Origin of the sequence: Micromonospora sp., from assembly GCF_048594385.1 — a bacterium.
GTDB lineage: Bacteria > Actinomycetota > Actinomycetes > Mycobacteriales > Micromonosporaceae > Micromonospora > Micromonospora wenchangensis.
This window is the reverse complement of record NZ_JBMDWU010000445.1, coordinates 1-14,870: the sequence shown is the minus strand read 5'-3', so window position 1 is coordinate 14,870 and position 14,870 is coordinate 1. Positions and strand designations below refer to the sequence as shown.

16 protein-coding genes and 2 tRNA genes are annotated in these 14,870 nt (G+C 73.3%); 9 read left to right on the top strand and 9 right to left on the bottom strand.

Going from position 1 to position 14,870, the window contains the following annotated elements; genetic code table 11:
* The first annotated feature begins 212 nt into the window (after positions 1–212).
* Complete coding sequence (locus ACOJTC_RS24570) at positions 213–1,493, top strand: L,D-transpeptidase (protein ID WP_357934422.1); 1,281 nt, start codon at positions 213–215, stop codon at positions 1,491–1,493.
* 167 nt (positions 1,494–1,660) lie between these two features.
* Here ACOJTC_RS24570 and ACOJTC_RS24565 read toward each other — a convergent pair.
* A tRNA-His gene (locus tag ACOJTC_RS24565) sits at positions 1,661–1,733 on the bottom strand.
* 99 nt (positions 1,734–1,832) lie between these two features.
* Positions 1,833–2,423 (bottom strand): oligoribonuclease, encoded by a 591-nt coding sequence (orn, locus tag ACOJTC_RS24560; RefSeq protein ID WP_204927189.1) that lies wholly within the window; start codon positions 2,421–2,423, stop codon positions 1,833–1,835.
* 73 nt (positions 2,424–2,496) lie between these two features.
* On the opposite strand from orn, the gene ACOJTC_RS24555 reads away from it, so the two are divergent.
* The gene (locus ACOJTC_RS24555) at positions 2,497–3,777 is read left to right on the top strand and encodes a glycosyltransferase family 87 protein (protein ID WP_204927190.1); all 1,281 of its coding nucleotides are present in this window, start codon (positions 2,497–2,499) and stop codon (positions 3,775–3,777) included.
* A 206-nt stretch (positions 3,778–3,983) separates the two neighbouring features.
* Here the strand turns inward: ACOJTC_RS24555 and ACOJTC_RS24550 are convergent, their stop codons facing one another.
* Positions 3,984–4,715: a YcnI family protein gene (locus tag ACOJTC_RS24550; RefSeq protein WP_420118659.1), complete on the bottom strand. Its 732-nt coding sequence runs from the start codon at positions 4,713–4,715 to the stop codon at positions 3,984–3,986.
* A gap of 17 nt (positions 4,716–4,732) precedes the next feature.
* Positions 4,733–6,388: a copper resistance CopC/CopD family protein gene (locus ACOJTC_RS24545; RefSeq protein WP_420118658.1), complete on the bottom strand. Its 1,656-nt coding sequence runs from the start codon at positions 6,386–6,388 to the stop codon at positions 4,733–4,735.
* Between the two features lie 352 nt (positions 6,389–6,740).
* On the opposite strand from ACOJTC_RS24545, the gene ACOJTC_RS24540 reads away from it, so the two are divergent.
* Genes ACOJTC_RS24540 through ACOJTC_RS24530 form a run of 3 tightly spaced genes read left to right on the top strand, consistent with a single transcriptional unit; the run spans position 6,741 to position 9,065 of the window.
* A complete protein-coding gene (locus ACOJTC_RS24540) occupies positions 6,741–7,265 on the top strand; it encodes a MauE/DoxX family redox-associated membrane protein (protein ID WP_420118657.1) in 525 nt (174 codons plus the stop codon).
* Positions 7,258–7,974, top strand: a complete 717-nt coding sequence (locus tag ACOJTC_RS24535; protein WP_420118656.1) for a thioredoxin domain-containing protein — start codon at positions 7,258–7,260, stop codon at positions 7,972–7,974. The genes ACOJTC_RS24540 and ACOJTC_RS24535 overlap by 8 nt, the downstream gene beginning before the upstream one ends.
* Positions 7,971–9,065 (top strand): hypothetical protein, encoded by a 1,095-nt coding sequence (locus tag ACOJTC_RS24530; RefSeq protein WP_420118655.1) that lies wholly within the window; start codon positions 7,971–7,973, stop codon positions 9,063–9,065. Before ACOJTC_RS24535 ends, ACOJTC_RS24530 begins: the two co-directional genes overlap by 4 nt.
* Before the next feature lie 39 nt (positions 9,066–9,104).
* Here the strand turns inward: ACOJTC_RS24530 and ACOJTC_RS24525 are convergent, their stop codons facing one another.
* Genes ACOJTC_RS24525 through ACOJTC_RS24510 form a run of 4 tightly spaced genes read right to left on the bottom strand, consistent with a single transcriptional unit; the run spans position 9,105 to position 11,783 of the window.
* Positions 9,105–9,869 (bottom strand): energy-coupling factor ABC transporter ATP-binding protein, encoded by a 765-nt coding sequence (locus ACOJTC_RS24525; protein WP_420118654.1) that lies wholly within the window; start codon positions 9,867–9,869, stop codon positions 9,105–9,107.
* Positions 9,866–10,636, bottom strand: a complete 771-nt coding sequence (cbiQ, locus tag ACOJTC_RS24520; protein ID WP_420118653.1) for a cobalt ECF transporter T component CbiQ — start codon at positions 10,634–10,636, stop codon at positions 9,866–9,868. Before cbiQ ends, ACOJTC_RS24525 begins: the two co-directional genes overlap by 4 nt.
* Positions 10,637–10,650: 14 nt before the next feature.
* Entirely contained in the window at positions 10,651–11,067 is a 417-nt protein-coding gene (locus tag ACOJTC_RS24515) for a PDGLE domain-containing protein (protein WP_420118652.1), read from the bottom strand.
* Complete coding sequence (locus ACOJTC_RS24510; protein ID WP_145918134.1) at positions 11,064–11,783, bottom strand: energy-coupling factor ABC transporter permease; 720 nt, start codon at positions 11,781–11,783, stop codon at positions 11,064–11,066. The genes ACOJTC_RS24515 and ACOJTC_RS24510 overlap by 4 nt, the downstream gene beginning before the upstream one ends.
* A 251-nt stretch (positions 11,784–12,034) precedes the next feature.
* Here ACOJTC_RS24510 and bcp point away from each other — a divergent pair, with 251 nt between their 5' ends.
* The 4 genes from bcp to ACOJTC_RS24490 all read left to right on the top strand — a co-directional run bounded on the left by bcp (position 12,035) and on the right by ACOJTC_RS24490 (position 13,834).
* Positions 12,035–12,511 carry a thioredoxin-dependent thiol peroxidase gene (gene bcp, locus ACOJTC_RS24505; RefSeq protein WP_204927199.1) on the top strand — a complete coding sequence of 159 codons (477 nt, stop codon included), beginning with the start codon at positions 12,035–12,037 and terminating at the stop codon, positions 12,509–12,511.
* A gap of 52 nt (positions 12,512–12,563) precedes the next feature.
* Positions 12,564–13,184 carry an HNH endonuclease signature motif containing protein gene (locus ACOJTC_RS24500; protein ID WP_420118660.1) on the top strand — a complete coding sequence of 207 codons (621 nt, stop codon included), beginning with the start codon at positions 12,564–12,566 and terminating at the stop codon, positions 13,182–13,184.
* A tRNA-Leu gene (locus ACOJTC_RS24495) sits at positions 13,147–13,221 on the top strand. The genes ACOJTC_RS24500 and ACOJTC_RS24495 overlap by 38 nt, the downstream gene beginning before the upstream one ends.
* An 85-nt stretch (positions 13,222–13,306) precedes the next feature.
* On the top strand, positions 13,307–13,834 hold the full coding sequence (locus tag ACOJTC_RS24490) for a GNAT family N-acetyltransferase (protein WP_204927201.1): 528 nt from the start codon (positions 13,307–13,309) through the stop codon (positions 13,832–13,834).
* Positions 13,835–13,927: 93 nt separating this feature from the next.
* Here ACOJTC_RS24490 and ACOJTC_RS24485 read toward each other — a convergent pair.
* The coding region (locus tag ACOJTC_RS24485) for an expansin EXLX1 family cellulose-binding protein (protein WP_420118651.1) at positions 13,928–14,870 on the bottom strand (943 nt) is incomplete at its 5' end.

Sequence of the window (14,870 nt, the reverse complement as noted above, 5' to 3'; positions counted from 1 at the left end):
GGTGCGGGGGCGGCGGGGCGGTGGGGGGGCGGGGGTGGGCCCGCGGTGCGGGGTGGGGGCGGGGGGCCCCCCGGGACGGGCACGGGCCGGTGACCGATGGTCATCGCACCCCGCCCGGCGGCGTGTTTCAGTTCACCCTTCGCAACCGACGGGCGCGCCGCCGCGTCTGTGAGGGACGATGGGACATCGGGGACCACGACTGTGAGGGAATCATGCGAGTTGTCCAGGACCACCTGACCGGGCGCACCGGTCGTCGCCGGGTGCTCGCGGCGGGGGTCCTCGCCGCGGCGCTGGCCCTCACCTCCGCCTGCACCGGTTCGGGCGGCGACAAGCCGTCGAGCTGGCAGGGCGGCGGCGAGGAGGCCGCGCCGAAGGCCAGCGCGACGATCACCGAGCCGAAGGCCGACGCCACCGACGTCCCGGCCTCCACCGGCATCGTCTTCACCGCCAAGGATGCGAAGGACACCACCGTCGCGCTCACCGACGCCGCCGGCAAGGCCGTCGAGGGCAAGCTCGCCGCGGACGGCGCGAGCTGGCTGCCCGACGGCACGCTGGAGTACGGGGAGAAGTACACCGCCACCGTCACGGCGACCGGTGAGGACGGCAAGCCGGCCACGGCCACCAGTGCCTTCACGGTGATGGCCAAGCCGGACAAGCAGGTACGGGTGACCAGCTTCCTCGGCGACAACCAGGTGGTCGGCGTGGGCATGCCGCTGATCGTGAAGTTCGGTCGGGCCGTCCCCGAGGACTACCGCGACGACGTACAGCGCCGGATGACGGTCACCAGCACCCCCGCGCAGGAGGGCGTCTGGCACTGGGTCAGCCCCACCGAGGTCCGCTACCGGCCCAAGGAGTTCTGGCAGTCGGGAACCACGATCTCGTACCGGGTGCGGGCCGGTGGGCTGCCGATGGGCGGCGGCTGGTACGGCCGCTCCGACCTGACCGTGGACGTCAAGGTCGGCCCGTCGGTGGTGATGCAGGTCGACAACAAGACCAAGCGGATGACCGTGACCAAGGACGGCAAGGTCGTCAAGACCATCCCGGTCAGCCTGGGCAAGAAGAGCACCCCCTCGTCCAGCGGCACGATGGTGGTGATCGAGAAGCTGCGCAAGACGGTCTTCGACACCATGGAGGAGCTGGGCCCCGAGGAGGGCTACCGCACCAAGATCGACTATGCCCAGCGGCTCACCTGGGGTGGCGAGTTCATCCACGCCGCCCCCTGGTCGGAGGGGCAGCAGGGCACCACGAACGTCTCGCACGGCTGCGTCAACGTGTCGATGAAGGACGGTGCCTGGCTGTTCGCCAACACCAAGATCGGTGACCCGATCACCGTCAAGGGCACCGAGCGCAAGCTCCAGAACGGCAACGGCTGGACCGACTGGAACATGAGCTGGGACCAGTACGTCAAGGGCAGCGCCCTGCCGTACGAGCCGGACGCCGGGCAGCCGGACGCCGGGAACACGCCGACGCCGAGCGCCGAGCCGACGCCCTGACCCCTGCGGCACACCGTACGGGCCGGCCCCCGCCTGAAGGTGGGGGCCGGCCCGTCTTCGACGGCACCCCGACCCCTGGGCGGCGCGGGCCCGGAACGACTCGGGCCCGGAAACGACTCAGGCCCCCTCGGATGAGGGGGCCTGCGGTGGAGAACATCCACTAACCGGGTGACTGATGGGAATTGAACCCACGACAACCGGGACCACAACCCGGTGCTCTGCCAACTGAGCTACAGCCACCATGCCGTCCGCGCCGGTTTCCCGGGCGGGTGCGGACTAATAATAGCCACACCCGGGCGGGGCCCGTCCAGCGGGTTGCGCCCTTCGGCGGGCACCGGCCTAGAGCTGCGCCGCGATCGACTTCGCCGTCTCGACGTCCGGGCCGGGCAGCGGCACGAACAGGGTGCGCCGGTAGTACTCCAGCTCGCGGATGCTCTCCCGGATGTCGGCCAGGGCCCGGTGCGCCAGCCCCTTGCGCGGCTGGCCGAAGTACACCCGGGGGTACCAGCGCCGGCACAGCTCCTTGATCGACGACACGTCGATCATGCGGTAGTGCAGGTGGGCGTCGAGCCGGGTCATGTCCCGGGCGATGAAGCCCCGGTCGGTGGCGATCGAGTTGCCGCACAGCGGCGCGGTACGCGGGTCCTTCACGTGGCTGGTGACGTACTCCAGGACCATGTCCTCGGCCTCGGCGAGGGTGACCGTGGAGCGGCGCACCTCCTCGGTGAGCCCGGACTTGGCGTGCATGGTGCGGACGATCTCCGGCATCGCCTCCAGGGCCGCCTCGTCGGCGTGGATGACCACGTCCACGCCCTCCCCCAGCACGTTGAGGTCGGGGTCGGTGACCAGTGCGGCCACCTCGATCAGCTTGTCGCTGCCGAGGTCGAGCCCGGTCATCTCACAGTCGATCCAGACGAGAAGGTCAGCCACCGCAACAGACTACGCGCAGCCCAGGTACCCGCGCCTCGGCACTGTCGCGGGGTGGGACCGCTAGGGTTTCCCCGTGCCCGCCGAATCCGTCGCGTCCCCCGTCACCACCCCGGAGGACCAGCGAAGTCGTACGGCCCGCCGGGTCGTCACGGTGCTGGCGCTGGCGGCCGTGCTGCCGGCGCTCTACCTGCCGGGCCTGGTGCACGACTTCTTCGACCTGAAGATCTACATGCGGGCGATGGACTGGTGGGCGTCCGGGCACCCGCTCTACGACTACGTGCAGCCCGACCGGGTGCAGGGTGAGTTGTATTTCACGTACCCGCCGTTCAGCGCCCTGTTGCTGCGGCCGTTCGGGGTGCTGCCACTGGGCCTGACCATCGTCATCTTCACGGCACTGACCTGCGTCGCCGTCGTGGTCACCACCCGCTGGCTGGTGCTGCCGGTGATCGAGCGGCACGGCCTGCACCGGACGTACGCGCTCACCGTGGCGGTGCTGCTGGTCTTCGCGGTGGAGAGCACCCGGGAGACGATCACCTTCGGTCAGATCAACATGCTGCTGGTGGTGCTGATCCTGGCCGACCTGCTCTTCGCCGTACCGCAGGCACGGCGCTGGGCCGGGGTGGGCGTCGGGCTGGCCACGGCGCTCAAGCTCTTCCCGGGCATCTTCATCGTCTACCTGCTGGTGACCCGGCGGTGGCGGGCGGCGGTGGTGGCGAGTGTCACGGCGGCGGCGGCGACGCTGCTGGCCGCCGCGGTGGCCCCCCGCGACTCGTGGCGGTTCTGGACCCACGAGCTGTGGGCCACCGACCGGGTGGGGCGCACCGACTACACCGGCAACCAGTCGCTGTTCGGTCTGCTCAGCCGGATCGACGCGCCGCAGGAGCCGAACCGGCTGCTCTGGCTGGTGCTGGTCGTGGCGATCCTGGGGTACGGGTTGTGGCGGGCGGCCCGCGCCGCCGGGGCCGGTGACTGGCTGACCGGCCTCACCCTCACCGGGCTGGTCGGCGGTCTGGTCAGCCCGATCACCTGGACCCACCACATCTACTGGTTCATCCCGGCGGTGGTGGTGCTGGTGGACGCCGCGCTCGACGCCGACCCGCAGACCCCGGCGGGGGCGCGCCGTCGGCGGCGGCTGCTCACCCTCGCCACCGGCACCGGCCTGGTGATCGTCTACGGGGTGGTCTCGTTCTACGACTGGGGGGTGGCCCCGGCCCGTACGGACAACCCGTGGGAGTTCCTGCTGCGCAACGAGTACGTGCTGCTGGCGCTGCTGCTGCTCGTGCTGCTGCCGGTCCGCCGGGAGCGCAGGCGGGAGCGGGAGCCCGTGCCGACCGCCGGCCGGCAGCACCAATAGGACAGATATTCCCTTATTCGACCTTTGGCGCTAATCTGGGGTCAGTCGGTCACGACCCACAGCCCACCGATCCCCCGGTGAGACGGCCCTCCCCGTCGGCCGCGCGGAGGGCCGTCACCGCGGCCGGGCCCGGCCGGCACCGCGGCGGGGCGGCGACGCGACCGGCCCGCCGGCCGGGTCCGACGGGCCGGTGCGGGTGGTACGGGTCACGACCTCGGCGTCGGCTCCCGCCGGGTCCGGGCGAAGGCCAACCCGCCGAGGGCCAGCCCACCGAGCCCGGCCAGCAGGCCGGCGACACCCAGCACGACCGCCGTCGAACCGGCGTCGTCGTCATCGTCGTCGTCCTTCGCGGCCGGCGCACCCGCCGCCGGGGCCGCCGAGGGGGACGCTGCAGCCGCCGTCAGGGTCAGCACCGGCGCCGGGTTCTCCGGCTCCTCCGCACCCGGCGTGGGCTCCTCGATCCAGCGCGACACGTTGCCGTCGGAGTAGGTCTGGAGCGTCTTGAAGACCATCTTGTCCACCTGCGGCAGCGGACCGAGCGAGATCGGGAACTCCTGGAACTCGCCCGGCTTGACGCCCCCACCGGCGGCGGCCGTCCAGGTGAGCTTCGACACCGCCTCGGTGAGCTGGCTGCCGTGCACCTCGATCGGCGGGTCCACCTTGCGCTTCTCCACCGCGACCGTCCACCCCGGCACCGGCATCGTGGAGACCGAGCCGACCGGGGCGTTCTCCGGCAGGTTCACCTCGATCTTGACGGTGGAGGCGGTGTCGCTCTCGTTGGGCACCCGGACGGCGAACCGGCCGTAGCTGCCCTGGGTCGCCTCCTTCGGGTTGACCGTGACATGCGCCGCGGCCGGCCCGGCGAGGCCGAGCACCGTGGCGGTGACGGCGGCGAGGGTGAGCGCGGCGGCGGATGCGGAGCGCCGGAGACGGATCATCGGGGACGGGCCCTTCTTTACTTGATCGGCACGGTGGCGGTCACCGTGGCCTGGTCGATGTCGGACGTACGGACTGTGAAACGCAGTTGCCACTCACCCGCCGACGGGAAGCTGAACTCCCCGGTCGCGTGGTTGTCGGTGAGCTTGAGCAGCGGGATGTCGATCGCCTCGATCCCGGCCGAGGGCAGCGCGGCGGTGGCCTTCCACTCCACCACCGGCTGCGGCCGGTTGTCCGGCGTGTAGGCGTACAGGTGCATCGAGTTGTTGCCCCGTTCGGCCGGGTCCAGCTCCACCTGCAGCGAGTAGATCGGACTGGTCAACGTGGTCGAGTAGTAGCCGGCGTCGGCACCGGAACCGCCGTCGACGGCGGTCCGGGCCGGCGGGGTCTGCACCAGGGTCGCCGTCACCCCCAGGATCACCGCGGTGATCGCCAACTCCACCCAGACCGCGCGTCGCACCGGCACCGGCCGGGCCGCCGCGGTCCGCCGCCGCACCAACTGCCGGGAGTACGCGGCCACGGCCACCACCAGCGCGAACAGCCCGATCTTGGCGAGCAGCAGCCGGCCGTACGTGGTGCCGGTGAGCGCCTCGACGCTGGCCACCTCGATCAGCCCCTGCACGACGCCGGCCAGCAGCAGCGCCGCCACCGCCAGCGCCGCCCAGCGGGACCAGATCGGCAGGATCGCCCCCAGCTCCCGCTCGTCGGCCCGGCGCAGCAGGAACCCGGCCAGCATCACCAGGCCGCCCAACCAGACCGCCATGCTGCCCAGGTGCACCGCGTCGACGAGCACCGACACCGCCGGGGCCGGGGAGGCCGCCGGGTGCCCGGCCAGCGGCCAGGTGAACAGCCCGGCCACCCCGAGCCCGGTCAGGATGATCCCGTCGGTACGCCCCACCGGCCCCCGGGTCAGCGGCCGGAGCAGGAACACCGCCGCCACGAGCAGGCCCAGCCGGATCAGGTGGGCGGTGCCGTACCCGCTGCCCAACACCTCGGACAGGCCCTCCCCGGTGACGTCGAACAACCCCCCGCCGGCGGTGTACGGCACCTGCAACCACACCTCGGCCACCGTCGCGACGGCCAGCAGCCCCACGCCGGACCAGAGCAGCCGGGCCGGGCCCCGCCGGGACAGCCGCAGCGGCCAGAGCGCGGCCAGCACCAGCGCCGGACCCACCACCAGCAGCAGGCCCGCGTACCCCAGGTACTTGGTCACCTTCACGCCCACGCCGACCACCGGGTCGGCCCGGCTGTCCGAGCCGGAGTCGGTCGGCGGCGTCGACGGCGCCCCCACCGAGTAGGTGAACGCCCCGGACACCGGGTGGCTGTCGGCGGAGATCACCCGGTAGCTGACCAGGTAGGTGCCCTGCGGCCCGGCCGGGTCCACCCCGATCGTCACCACCGACCCCTCGAAGCGGGGCTCACCCCGGTCGGCGCGGGAGCCGTCCGGGGCGATGACGCGTACCTTGTCGGGCACCTTGCGGACCGACTCGCTGAACGTCAGCACCACCTCTGACGGGGCGCTCGGCACCACGGACGAAGCCACCGGGCTGCTGCTGGAGAGCACGGCGTGGGCGCTCGCCGGCCCGGCCGGGGCGAGCAGCAGGGCGACGAGGGTGACCAGCAGGCCGGCGGCGGCCCCCAGCCGGGCCAGCCGGCGACGATCGACTGCGTTCATCCCGCCATGCTCGCTGACCGCAGGCCGGTACGCCCACCCGGCCACCCCGTGACGGCAGGGGGTAGCCACGGCGGCCGGGGCGCCTGCCGCAGGTGGTGGGGCGTCATGAGCAGGTAGTCGTACGGCGGCGGGGAAAAGTTCCCGGCGTGAGCGGGACCATGGAAAGGGCCGAACGACCCTGCCCGCCCGCGCCACGCCGCGTAGCCTGGCTTGTCGTGATCCCCGCTCACCGCGACCCCTCCGCCACCGGCCGTAGCGGCCCGCCGCCCGGCCCCGACCGGCCCCCGGTGCCCCGGCCGGCGACCCGGCGACCGGTCACCCCGGGGAACCCACGGGCCGGGCGGGACGACCAATGAGGGTGACCACCGCGCGTACCCCGGCCGGCCGCTGGCCGCTCGTCCGCCCCTGGCTCGGCGTCGCCGCCCGGCTCGGCCTGGCCGCCGTCTGGCTGTACGCCGGCGGGACGAAGGTCGGTGACCTCGCTGCCTCCGGCCGGGCCGTCAACGCGTACCAGGTGATGCCCTACGAGGTGGCGACGGCGATCGGGGCCGCGCTGCCGTTCGTGGAACTGGCGTTGGGCCTGCTCCTGCTCGCCGGGCTGGCGACCCGGCTGAGCGCCGGGATCTCCGCCGCGCTGCTGGTGGTCTTCATCGCCGGCATCGCCTCGGCCTGGGCCCGTGGCCTGGCCATCGACTGCGGGTGCTTCGGCAGCGGCGGGCAGCTCGCCGCCGGCCAGTCCCCGAGCTACCTCCCGGAGATCCTCCGGGACCTGGGATTCCTGGCCCTGGCCGGATTCCTGCTGATCTGGCCCCGCACCCCGTTCTCGGTGGACGGCTGGCTCGCGGGCGACCCATCCGTGGAGGACGACGATGAGTAGTCGTAAGGGACGCAACGAGGCCGCGCGGGTCGTCCGCGAACAGCTCGCCCGGGAGAAGCGCCGCAAGCGGACCCTCTGGACCTCCGTCGGGGCGGTGGTGGTGCTGGTGATCGCCGGCCTGATCGGGTGGAGTGTCTACTCCAGCCAGAAGTCGGACACCTTCACCGCACCGCCCGGGGCGAACGACGCCGGCACCGGTGTCGTGCTCGGCACCGGGCCGGTCACCATCGACCTCTACGAGGACTACCTCTGCCCGGCCTGCAAGCAGTTCCAGCAGACCAGCGGGGAGACCATCAACCAGCTGGTCAGCTCCGGCAAGGCCAGGGTGGTCTTCCATCCGGTCGCCTACCTCAACCGGTTCTCCACCACCGAATACTCCACCCGGTCCTCGGCCGCGTCCGGCTGCGCCGCGAAGGGCGGCAAGTTCAAGGAGTTCACCGACGCGCTGTTCGCCCAGCAGCCGCCGGAGGGCAGCGCCGGGCTGAGCAACGACCAGTTGATCGACATCGGCGCGGGCGTCGGGCTGAACAAGGACGACTTCGGCTCCTGCGTCAAGGACGGCACGTACACGGCGTGGACCGAACACGTCACCGACGACGCCAGCAAGGCCGGGGTCACCGGCACCCCGACCATCAAGGTGAACGGCACCGCCGTGTCCGACCGCAGCCCGGCCGGCATCACCGCGGCCGTGGAGGCGGCCGGCAAGTGACCCCGGCACCCCTGCGGCGGGCCGTCCTGCTGGTCACCGCCGTACTGCTCGGCCTGCTCGGCTGCGCCGCACCGGCGTACGCGCACGGGGCGGACGCCCCCGACGGCACCGACTACCGCACCACGGTGACCGGGATCACGCCCGCCCGGCCGGGGCTGACCGTCCGGGCCGTCGAGGCGGGCGCCCGGCTGGAACTGGTCAACCACACCGGCCGGGACGTCGAGGTGATCGGCTACTCCGGGGAGCCGTACCTGTGGGTCGGGCCGGGCGGGGTGTACGAGAACGTCCGCTCCCCCGCCACGTACCTCAACCGCACCCTCGCCGGGGACACCGCGCTGCCCGCCACCGCCGACCCGGCCGCCGCCCCGCAGTGGCGTCGGATCGGCGACGACAGGCGGGTCCGCTGGCACGACCAGCGGGCCCTGTGGCGGGAATCCGGGGTGCCCGCCCCGGTGGCCGCCGACCCGGGCCGGGAACACCGGGTCCGGGAGTGGACCGTCGCGCTGCGCATCGGCGACGAGCCGGCGGAGCTGCGCGGCGCCCTCGACTGGGTGCCGCCGCCGGACCCGTACCCCTGGTGGGTGGCCGTCACCCTCGGCGCGCTGCTGGTCGGCGCGGCGGGACTGCTGCCGGCCGGCACCGACGCGGGCAGCCGGGCGCTGCGCGGCGTCGGCGGGGTGCTCGCCCTCGGCGGGGCCGCCGCCGTCGCCCTCGTGCTCGGCCGCGAACTGGACGCCGGGGCGCAGGGCGTCGGCGGGGTGCTGCTCGGGCTGGCCGCCGGGCAGCTCTGGCCGCTGCTGACCGGGCTGGGTGCGGTGGCCGCCGGGGGGTGGGCGTTGGCCCGCCGGCCCGCCGCCGACTTCGTGCTCGCGCTGGCCGGGGCGTGCCTGGCCCTCTTCGTCGGCGTCGCCAACCTGACCGTGCTGTCCCGCGCCGTCGCCCCGGTGCCCTGGTCGGGCGGCGTCGCACGGGTGCTGCTGACCGGGGTGCTGGTCGCCGGGGTGGGGGCGGTCGCCGCCGGCCTGCTCCGGCTGCACGCCGCCGCCCGCGCCGCCGCGCCCCGGCCCGCCGCCGCGCCGGCCCGGACCTGACCCGTCTGCGGTCACGGCCCGGCGCAGGGTGCCCGGTCGTCAGCCGATCGGCCGGGGGTGGAAGCCGTAGGGCAGTTCGAGGCGGTGGCGGGAGAGCAGGTCGGCGTCGGCGAGCAGGTCGACGGTGGGGGCGTCGGCGACGATCCGGCCGGCGTCCAGGATGACCGCCCGCTCGCACAGCTCCGCCGCGTAGGGCAGGTCGTGGGTGACCATCAGCAGGGTCACCGGCAGGGCGCGCAGGATCCCGGCCAGCTCCCGGCGGGCCGCCGGGTCCAGGTTGGACGACGGCTCGTCGAGCACCAGGATCGCCGGGCGCATCGCCAGCACGGTGGCCACCGCCACCCGACGCCGCTGCCCGAACGACAGGTGGTGCGGGGCGCGGTCCCGGTGCTCGGCCATCCCCACCGCGGTCAACGCCTCGTCCACCCGGGCGGCCAGCTCGGCACCCCGCAACCCCAGGTTGGCCGGGCCGAACGCCACGTCCTCGGCGACCGTGGGCAGGAAGAGCTGGTCGTCCGGGTCCTGGAAGACGACACCCACCCGACGGCGGATCTCGGCCAGGATGTCCCGGTCCCGGGACACCGTCAGCCCGCCCACGCTCACCGACCCCCCGGTCGGGGTGAGGATGCCGTTGAGGTGCAGCACCAGCGTGGTCTTGCCCGCGCCGTTCGGGCCGAGCAGGGCCACCCGCCCGCCGCGCGGCACGGCCAGGTCCACCCCGGCCAGGGCGACGTGACCGTCCGGGTACGCGTAGCGGAGGCCACGGACGTCCAGGGAGACAGCGTTGGGCACGTCCCCGATCATGTCAGGACGACGGCGGTGGCGGCGATCGCCACCGCCGCCAGCGGCACGGTCGCCGCCGCCACCCACTGCCCCGCGGTCGCCGCGCCGGCCCCCTGCCAGACCGCCGGCATCCGCCCGGTGTAGCCCCGGGAGAGCATCGCGAGGTAGACCCGCTCACCGCGTTCGAAGGCCCGCAGGAACAGCGCGCCCACCCCGGCGGCGAAGCCCCGCAACTGCCACAGGAAACGCGGGTCGTCACCCCGGGAGATCCGGGCCACCCGCATCCGGCGGGCCTCACCGACCAGCACGTCGAGGTAGCGCAGCATGAACGTGGCGATCTGGGTGATGATCTGCGGACAGCGCAGCCGGTCCAGGCCGACGATCAGGTCCCGGGTGGTGGTCGTGGCGGCCAGCAGCAGCGACGCGAGCACCCCCAGGGTGCCCTTGGCGACGATGTTCCATGCCCCGTGCAGGCCGTCCACCGACAGGCTCAGCCCGACGAACTCGGTGCGCGGGCCCGCCCCGAGGAACGGCAGGGCGACGGCGAACAGCACGAACGGCACCTCGATCGTGGCGCGCAGCAGCAGCCAGCGCGGGCCGACCCGGGCCAGCGCGGCGACGGCGGCGACCAGCAGGGCGTACCCGCCGAAGGCCCAGAACGCCTCGCGCGGGGTGGCCACCACGGCCACGGTGAACAGCACCATCGCGGCGATCTTCACCTCGGGTGCCAGCCGGTGCACCCGGGAGGGGGTGTCCCGGTAGAGCACGTGCGCGTGTCCGGCACCCACGTCGTACCGCCGGGTCAGCCGGCGGTGCCGGCGGACTGCCGGTCGCCGGCGTGCCGCCCGTCGGCCGGGGACCGCCCGGTGCCGGGGGCGTCAGCCGGGCCACGACGGCGCAGCAGCCAGAACACGCCGCCGCCGACGGCGAAGGTGAGCAGCACGCCGACCACCCCGGACAGGCCGGTGGAGAGGAAGCCGTTGTCCACGCCCCGGATTCCGTAGTCGGCCAGCGGGCTGTCGGCCAGCTCGTGGCCCTTCGCCTGCTGGGCCGGGCAGGAACCGCCGGTGATCTCGTCGTCGGCGTTCACCGTGCAGCCCCTGAGCAGCGACGAGTCCAGACCGTCGGGGTGCGACGAGGCGTAGTTGCTGACCACCCCGGCCAGCACCAGGGCGACCAGCAGGCCGACCGCCACGAAACCCCAGGACCGCTTCCTCACCGGGCACCTCCGACAGCCGGGACGGGGGCCGGCGCGGTCGCCGGCTTCAGCGCGCGCAACGCGTACACCAGGTCGGGTCGGACCTTGGCGACGGTCGCGACCGTGGTCGCGGTGATCAGCCCCTCGCCGATGCCGATCAGCAGGTGGACGCCGGCCATCGTGCCGGCCAGGCCGGTCAGGTTGCCGCCCAGGTCGGTGGTGCCGCCGAGCCAGTACTGCACGACGAACCCCTGGGAGGCGACGACCACGCTGACCAGCGCCGAGACGAAGGCGGTCACCGCCAGGCCGGTGGGGGTACGGGGCAGCACCCGCAGCAGGCCGGCGATCAGCAGGTACGCCGCCGCGGTGCCGAGCAGCGCCATGTTGGTGATGTTCAGGCCGAGCATCGCGACGCCGCCGTCGCCGAAGACCAGGGCCTGCACGATCAGCACCACCGACACGCAGAGCGCGCCGACCCACGGGCCGACCAGCAGGGCGGCGAGCGCGCCACCGAGCAGGTGCCCGGAGACCCCGGCCGTGAAGATCGGGAAGTTGAGCATCTGCACGGCGAAGATGAACGCGGCGACCAGGCCGGCCATCGGCGCGAGCCGGTCGTCCAGGTCACGTCGGCCGCGCAGCACGCAGAAGGTCAGGGCGGCCAGCGCGACGGCGGCGAAGATCCCCGCGACCGGACCGTTGATGATGCCGTTCGAGATGTGCATCGCCAGGGTTTCCACGGGACCTCCAGTCGGCTGGCGGGACCAGACTATTTCCCGATGCGGGTTGTTGCCAAGACACGGCAACAAGGCATGGCGTTGTTCACCGCCGGGACACCGCCGGTCCCCCCAACGGGCCGCCGTACCGCACGCTGCGGGAACGCCGGGACGGGCGCGCGCCGCACCGGGCAGGACCGCGCACCGGGGCAACGTCCCGGGTGTCCCGGCGGGGATCGGCCGGGGCGGCGCAGCCCGACGGTAGGGTCGTCGCCATGACCGCGCCCGACCGGCTCACCCCCGGCGACCCCGCACCCGACTTCACCCTCCCCACCGACACCGGGGAGACGCTCTCCCTCGCCGCGCTGCGCGGTCGCCGGGTCATCCTGTACGCCTACCCGGCCGCGATGACCCCCGGCTGCACCAAGCAGGCCTGCGACTTCCGTGACTCGCTCGCCTCGCTCCAGGCCGCCGGTTACGAGGTCGTCGGCATCTCCCCCGACCAGCCCGCCAAGCTGGCGAAGTTCCGCGAGCGCGACGCCATCACCTTTCCGCTGGTCGCCGACGTCGACAAGGCGGTGCTCACCGCGTACGGCGCCTTCGGCGAGAAGCAGTCCTACGGCCGTACGGTGACCGGGGTGATCCGGTCCACCTTCGTCATCGACCCGGACGGGAAGATCGAGCACGCGTTCTACAACGTCAAGGCCACCGGCCACGTCGCCAAGCTGCGCCGCGACCTCGGCCTCGACTGAACGCGTCCGGCCGGAGGCCGACGGTGTCGGACCTCGCCGCTACTTTCTGCGCATGACTCGTTACAAGTGCACGCCGGAGATGCTCGCCCAGGCGGCAGCGGAGTCCCGCAGTGTCGCCGACGTCCTGCGCATTCTCGGGGTCCGGTTCAGCGGTGGTTCCCACGCACACATCAGTCGTCAGCTCAAACGGTTGGGCATCGACACGTCACACTTCACTGGCCGACTACACAACAAGGGTGGGCGAGGAGTCCGCACACCCCTGACGCAACTATTGATCAAACGTGCAGAGGGGCGGAGGGTCCCGGGGTCACGTCTCAAACGGGCCTTGGCCGCCATCGGGCTGCCGGAGGAGTGCGAGGCCTGCGGAGTCGGGGCCACCTGGCAAGGTAGGCCGCTGACACTGCACGTTGATCACATCAACGGCGACTTCCTCGACAACCAACCCAGCAACCTGCGGCTTCTCTGCCCGAACTGCCACAGCCAGACGGCCACCTACGCCGGTTCCAACCGGGCGGCGGTGTCCTCGCCGAATGTGGTCTACGATGCGAAGGCTGTGACACCCACCGGTTTTCCGATCGGCAGACGGCTGCGCCGCCGTGCGCAATGGCCCTGGAAGGTGACGGTGTACACGGTGAGGGGCCGTAGCCCAAATGGCAGGAGGCATGCGGTTTAGGTCCGCATCAGTGCGGGTTCGAGTCCCGTCGGCCCTACTCCATCTCTGGCGGTCGGTTCTCCGGCTGTCGGGAGGGTCACGATCGCGGGCGCACGACGCGTCGGCGCAGCAGGATCGGCAGGGTGAGCCTGCGTTTCGTTCTCGACCCCGACCTCACCCCCGCACTGCGCGAGCAGATCGTCGACCTCTGGGTCGAGGTCACCAACGCCGGCGGTGCGGTCGGCTTCGTCGCCCCGGTCACCACCGCCGACGTACGTCCCGTCGCCGAGGCCACCTTCGCCGCCGTCACCGACGGTCCGGACCGGATGCTGGTCGGCTACGAGGCTGACCGACCGGTCGCGGTGCTGTTCCTCGCCGACAACCGGTTCGGCTTGAAGGCGCACTGGGGCATCCTCAAGCGGGTGATGGTGCACCCGGCCACCCAGGGGCGCGGCCACGGGCAGGCCCTGATGCGGGAGGCCGCCCGGCGCGCGCCCGAGCTGGGTTGGCGGGCGCTGCACGTGACGGTGCGCGGCGGGCTGGGCCTGGAGAGGTTCTACGACCGGCTCGGTTACCGCGAGGTGGGTCGACTGCCGGGCGCGCTGCGGGTGGCAGCCGACGACGACCGCGACGAGATCCTCATGTGGCGGGACCTGGACACCCCGGACTGACCATCCGACGGACGGGCCGCTCCGACGACCAGGCGACGCGCGGCTGGCCCCGCCGAGCCGAGGCGGGCAGCGGCGGTGGAAGACCGGCGGGAGTCAGCCCCGGGACGTGCAGTCGACCGGCCGGCCCGCGCCCGGCTCCGCCTCCGACGCGGCGAGCGCGGGTGGGTCGCTGACCTGCGGTGCGCCTGGCGAACTGGAGGAGGCGACCGCCGACGGGCTGGCGGTGGCCCGGGTCGGGCTGGCGGTGGGGCTCGGGGAGGACGGCCGGCTGGTCGGGTTCTTCCGTGCGGCGGGGGCGCTGCCGCCGTACATCTTCACGGTGCTGCGCTGGACCCGGCCGGGGGACATGGTGACGCCGCTGGCGGTGACGCGGTGGCCGTACACGTCGGTGACCCGGACGGCGTACGGGCCGGGCCCGGCTCCGGAGTCGATCTGCCAGTAGTTGTAGTCCTGCCGGACGGCGGTACGCCAGGCACCGGAGCCCTGGCGTACCTCGACGGCGCGCAGCGGGTTGCCGTGCCCGGCGACCAGCACGGCGAACCAGTACTGCGACGCGCCCTCCTTGATCCGGAAGGTGAGTGGGCCGGACAGCGGCGGGTCGACCGCCGCGCGGTAGCTGACGTTGACGATGCCCTGTACGGGGTCGGCGATCCGGGCGAACGCCTCGCGGGAGAGGTCGACGTGCCCGGGGGCGCACTCCGGGCACTGGTCCATGATCAGGACCCGGACGGTGCCCCGGGGGCCGGTGACGTCGAGGTGGCCGCCGCAGGCCGCGCCGGCGCTGTACTCGGTGGGGCCGAGCGCCACGTACATCCGGTCGGCCGGGGCGGAGGGGTAGGAGCAGTTCCCGCCGGCCCCCTTCGAGTCGTAGAAGGTGGCTTTTCCCTTGTGGACCGTGCTCCCGGTGGGTGGGGCCGCCAGCGGCAGCCGCCCGGCGGCCACCGGCCCGGCACCGGCCAGCGCGACCGGCGGGGCGGCGCAGGCGGGGGCGGCGCCGGAGCGCAGCGCGAGGCTCAGCCCGAGCACGGTGGCGAGC

Excerpts from the sequence above, each read along its gene's own strand:
- ACOJTC_RS24570 (WP_357934422.1), top strand. The coding sequence starts at position 213 with ATGCGAGTTGTCCAGGACCACCTGACCGGGCGCACCGGTCGTCGCCGG.
- ACOJTC_RS24550 (WP_420118659.1), bottom strand. The coding sequence starts at position 4,715 with ATGATCCGTCTCCGGCGCTCCGCATCCGCCGCCGCGCTCACCCTCGCC.
- ACOJTC_RS24545 (WP_420118658.1), bottom strand. The coding sequence starts at position 6,388 with ATGAACGCAGTCGATCGTCGCCGGCTGGCCCGGCTGGGGGCCGCCGCC.
- ACOJTC_RS24540 (WP_420118657.1), top strand. The coding sequence starts at position 6,741 with ATGAGGGTGACCACCGCGCGTACCCCGGCCGGCCGCTGGCCGCTCGTC.
- ACOJTC_RS24535 (WP_420118656.1), top strand. The coding sequence starts at position 7,258 with ATGAGTAGTCGTAAGGGACGCAACGAGGCCGCGCGGGTCGTCCGCGAA.
- ACOJTC_RS24525 (WP_420118654.1), bottom strand. The coding sequence starts at position 9,869 with ATGATCGGGGACGTGCCCAACGCTGTCTCCCTGGACGTCCGTGGCCTC.
- bcp (WP_204927199.1), top strand. The coding sequence starts at position 12,035 with ATGACCGCGCCCGACCGGCTCACCCCCGGCGACCCCGCACCCGACTTC.
- ACOJTC_RS24500 (WP_420118660.1), top strand. The coding sequence starts at position 12,564 with ATGACTCGTTACAAGTGCACGCCGGAGATGCTCGCCCAGGCGGCAGCG.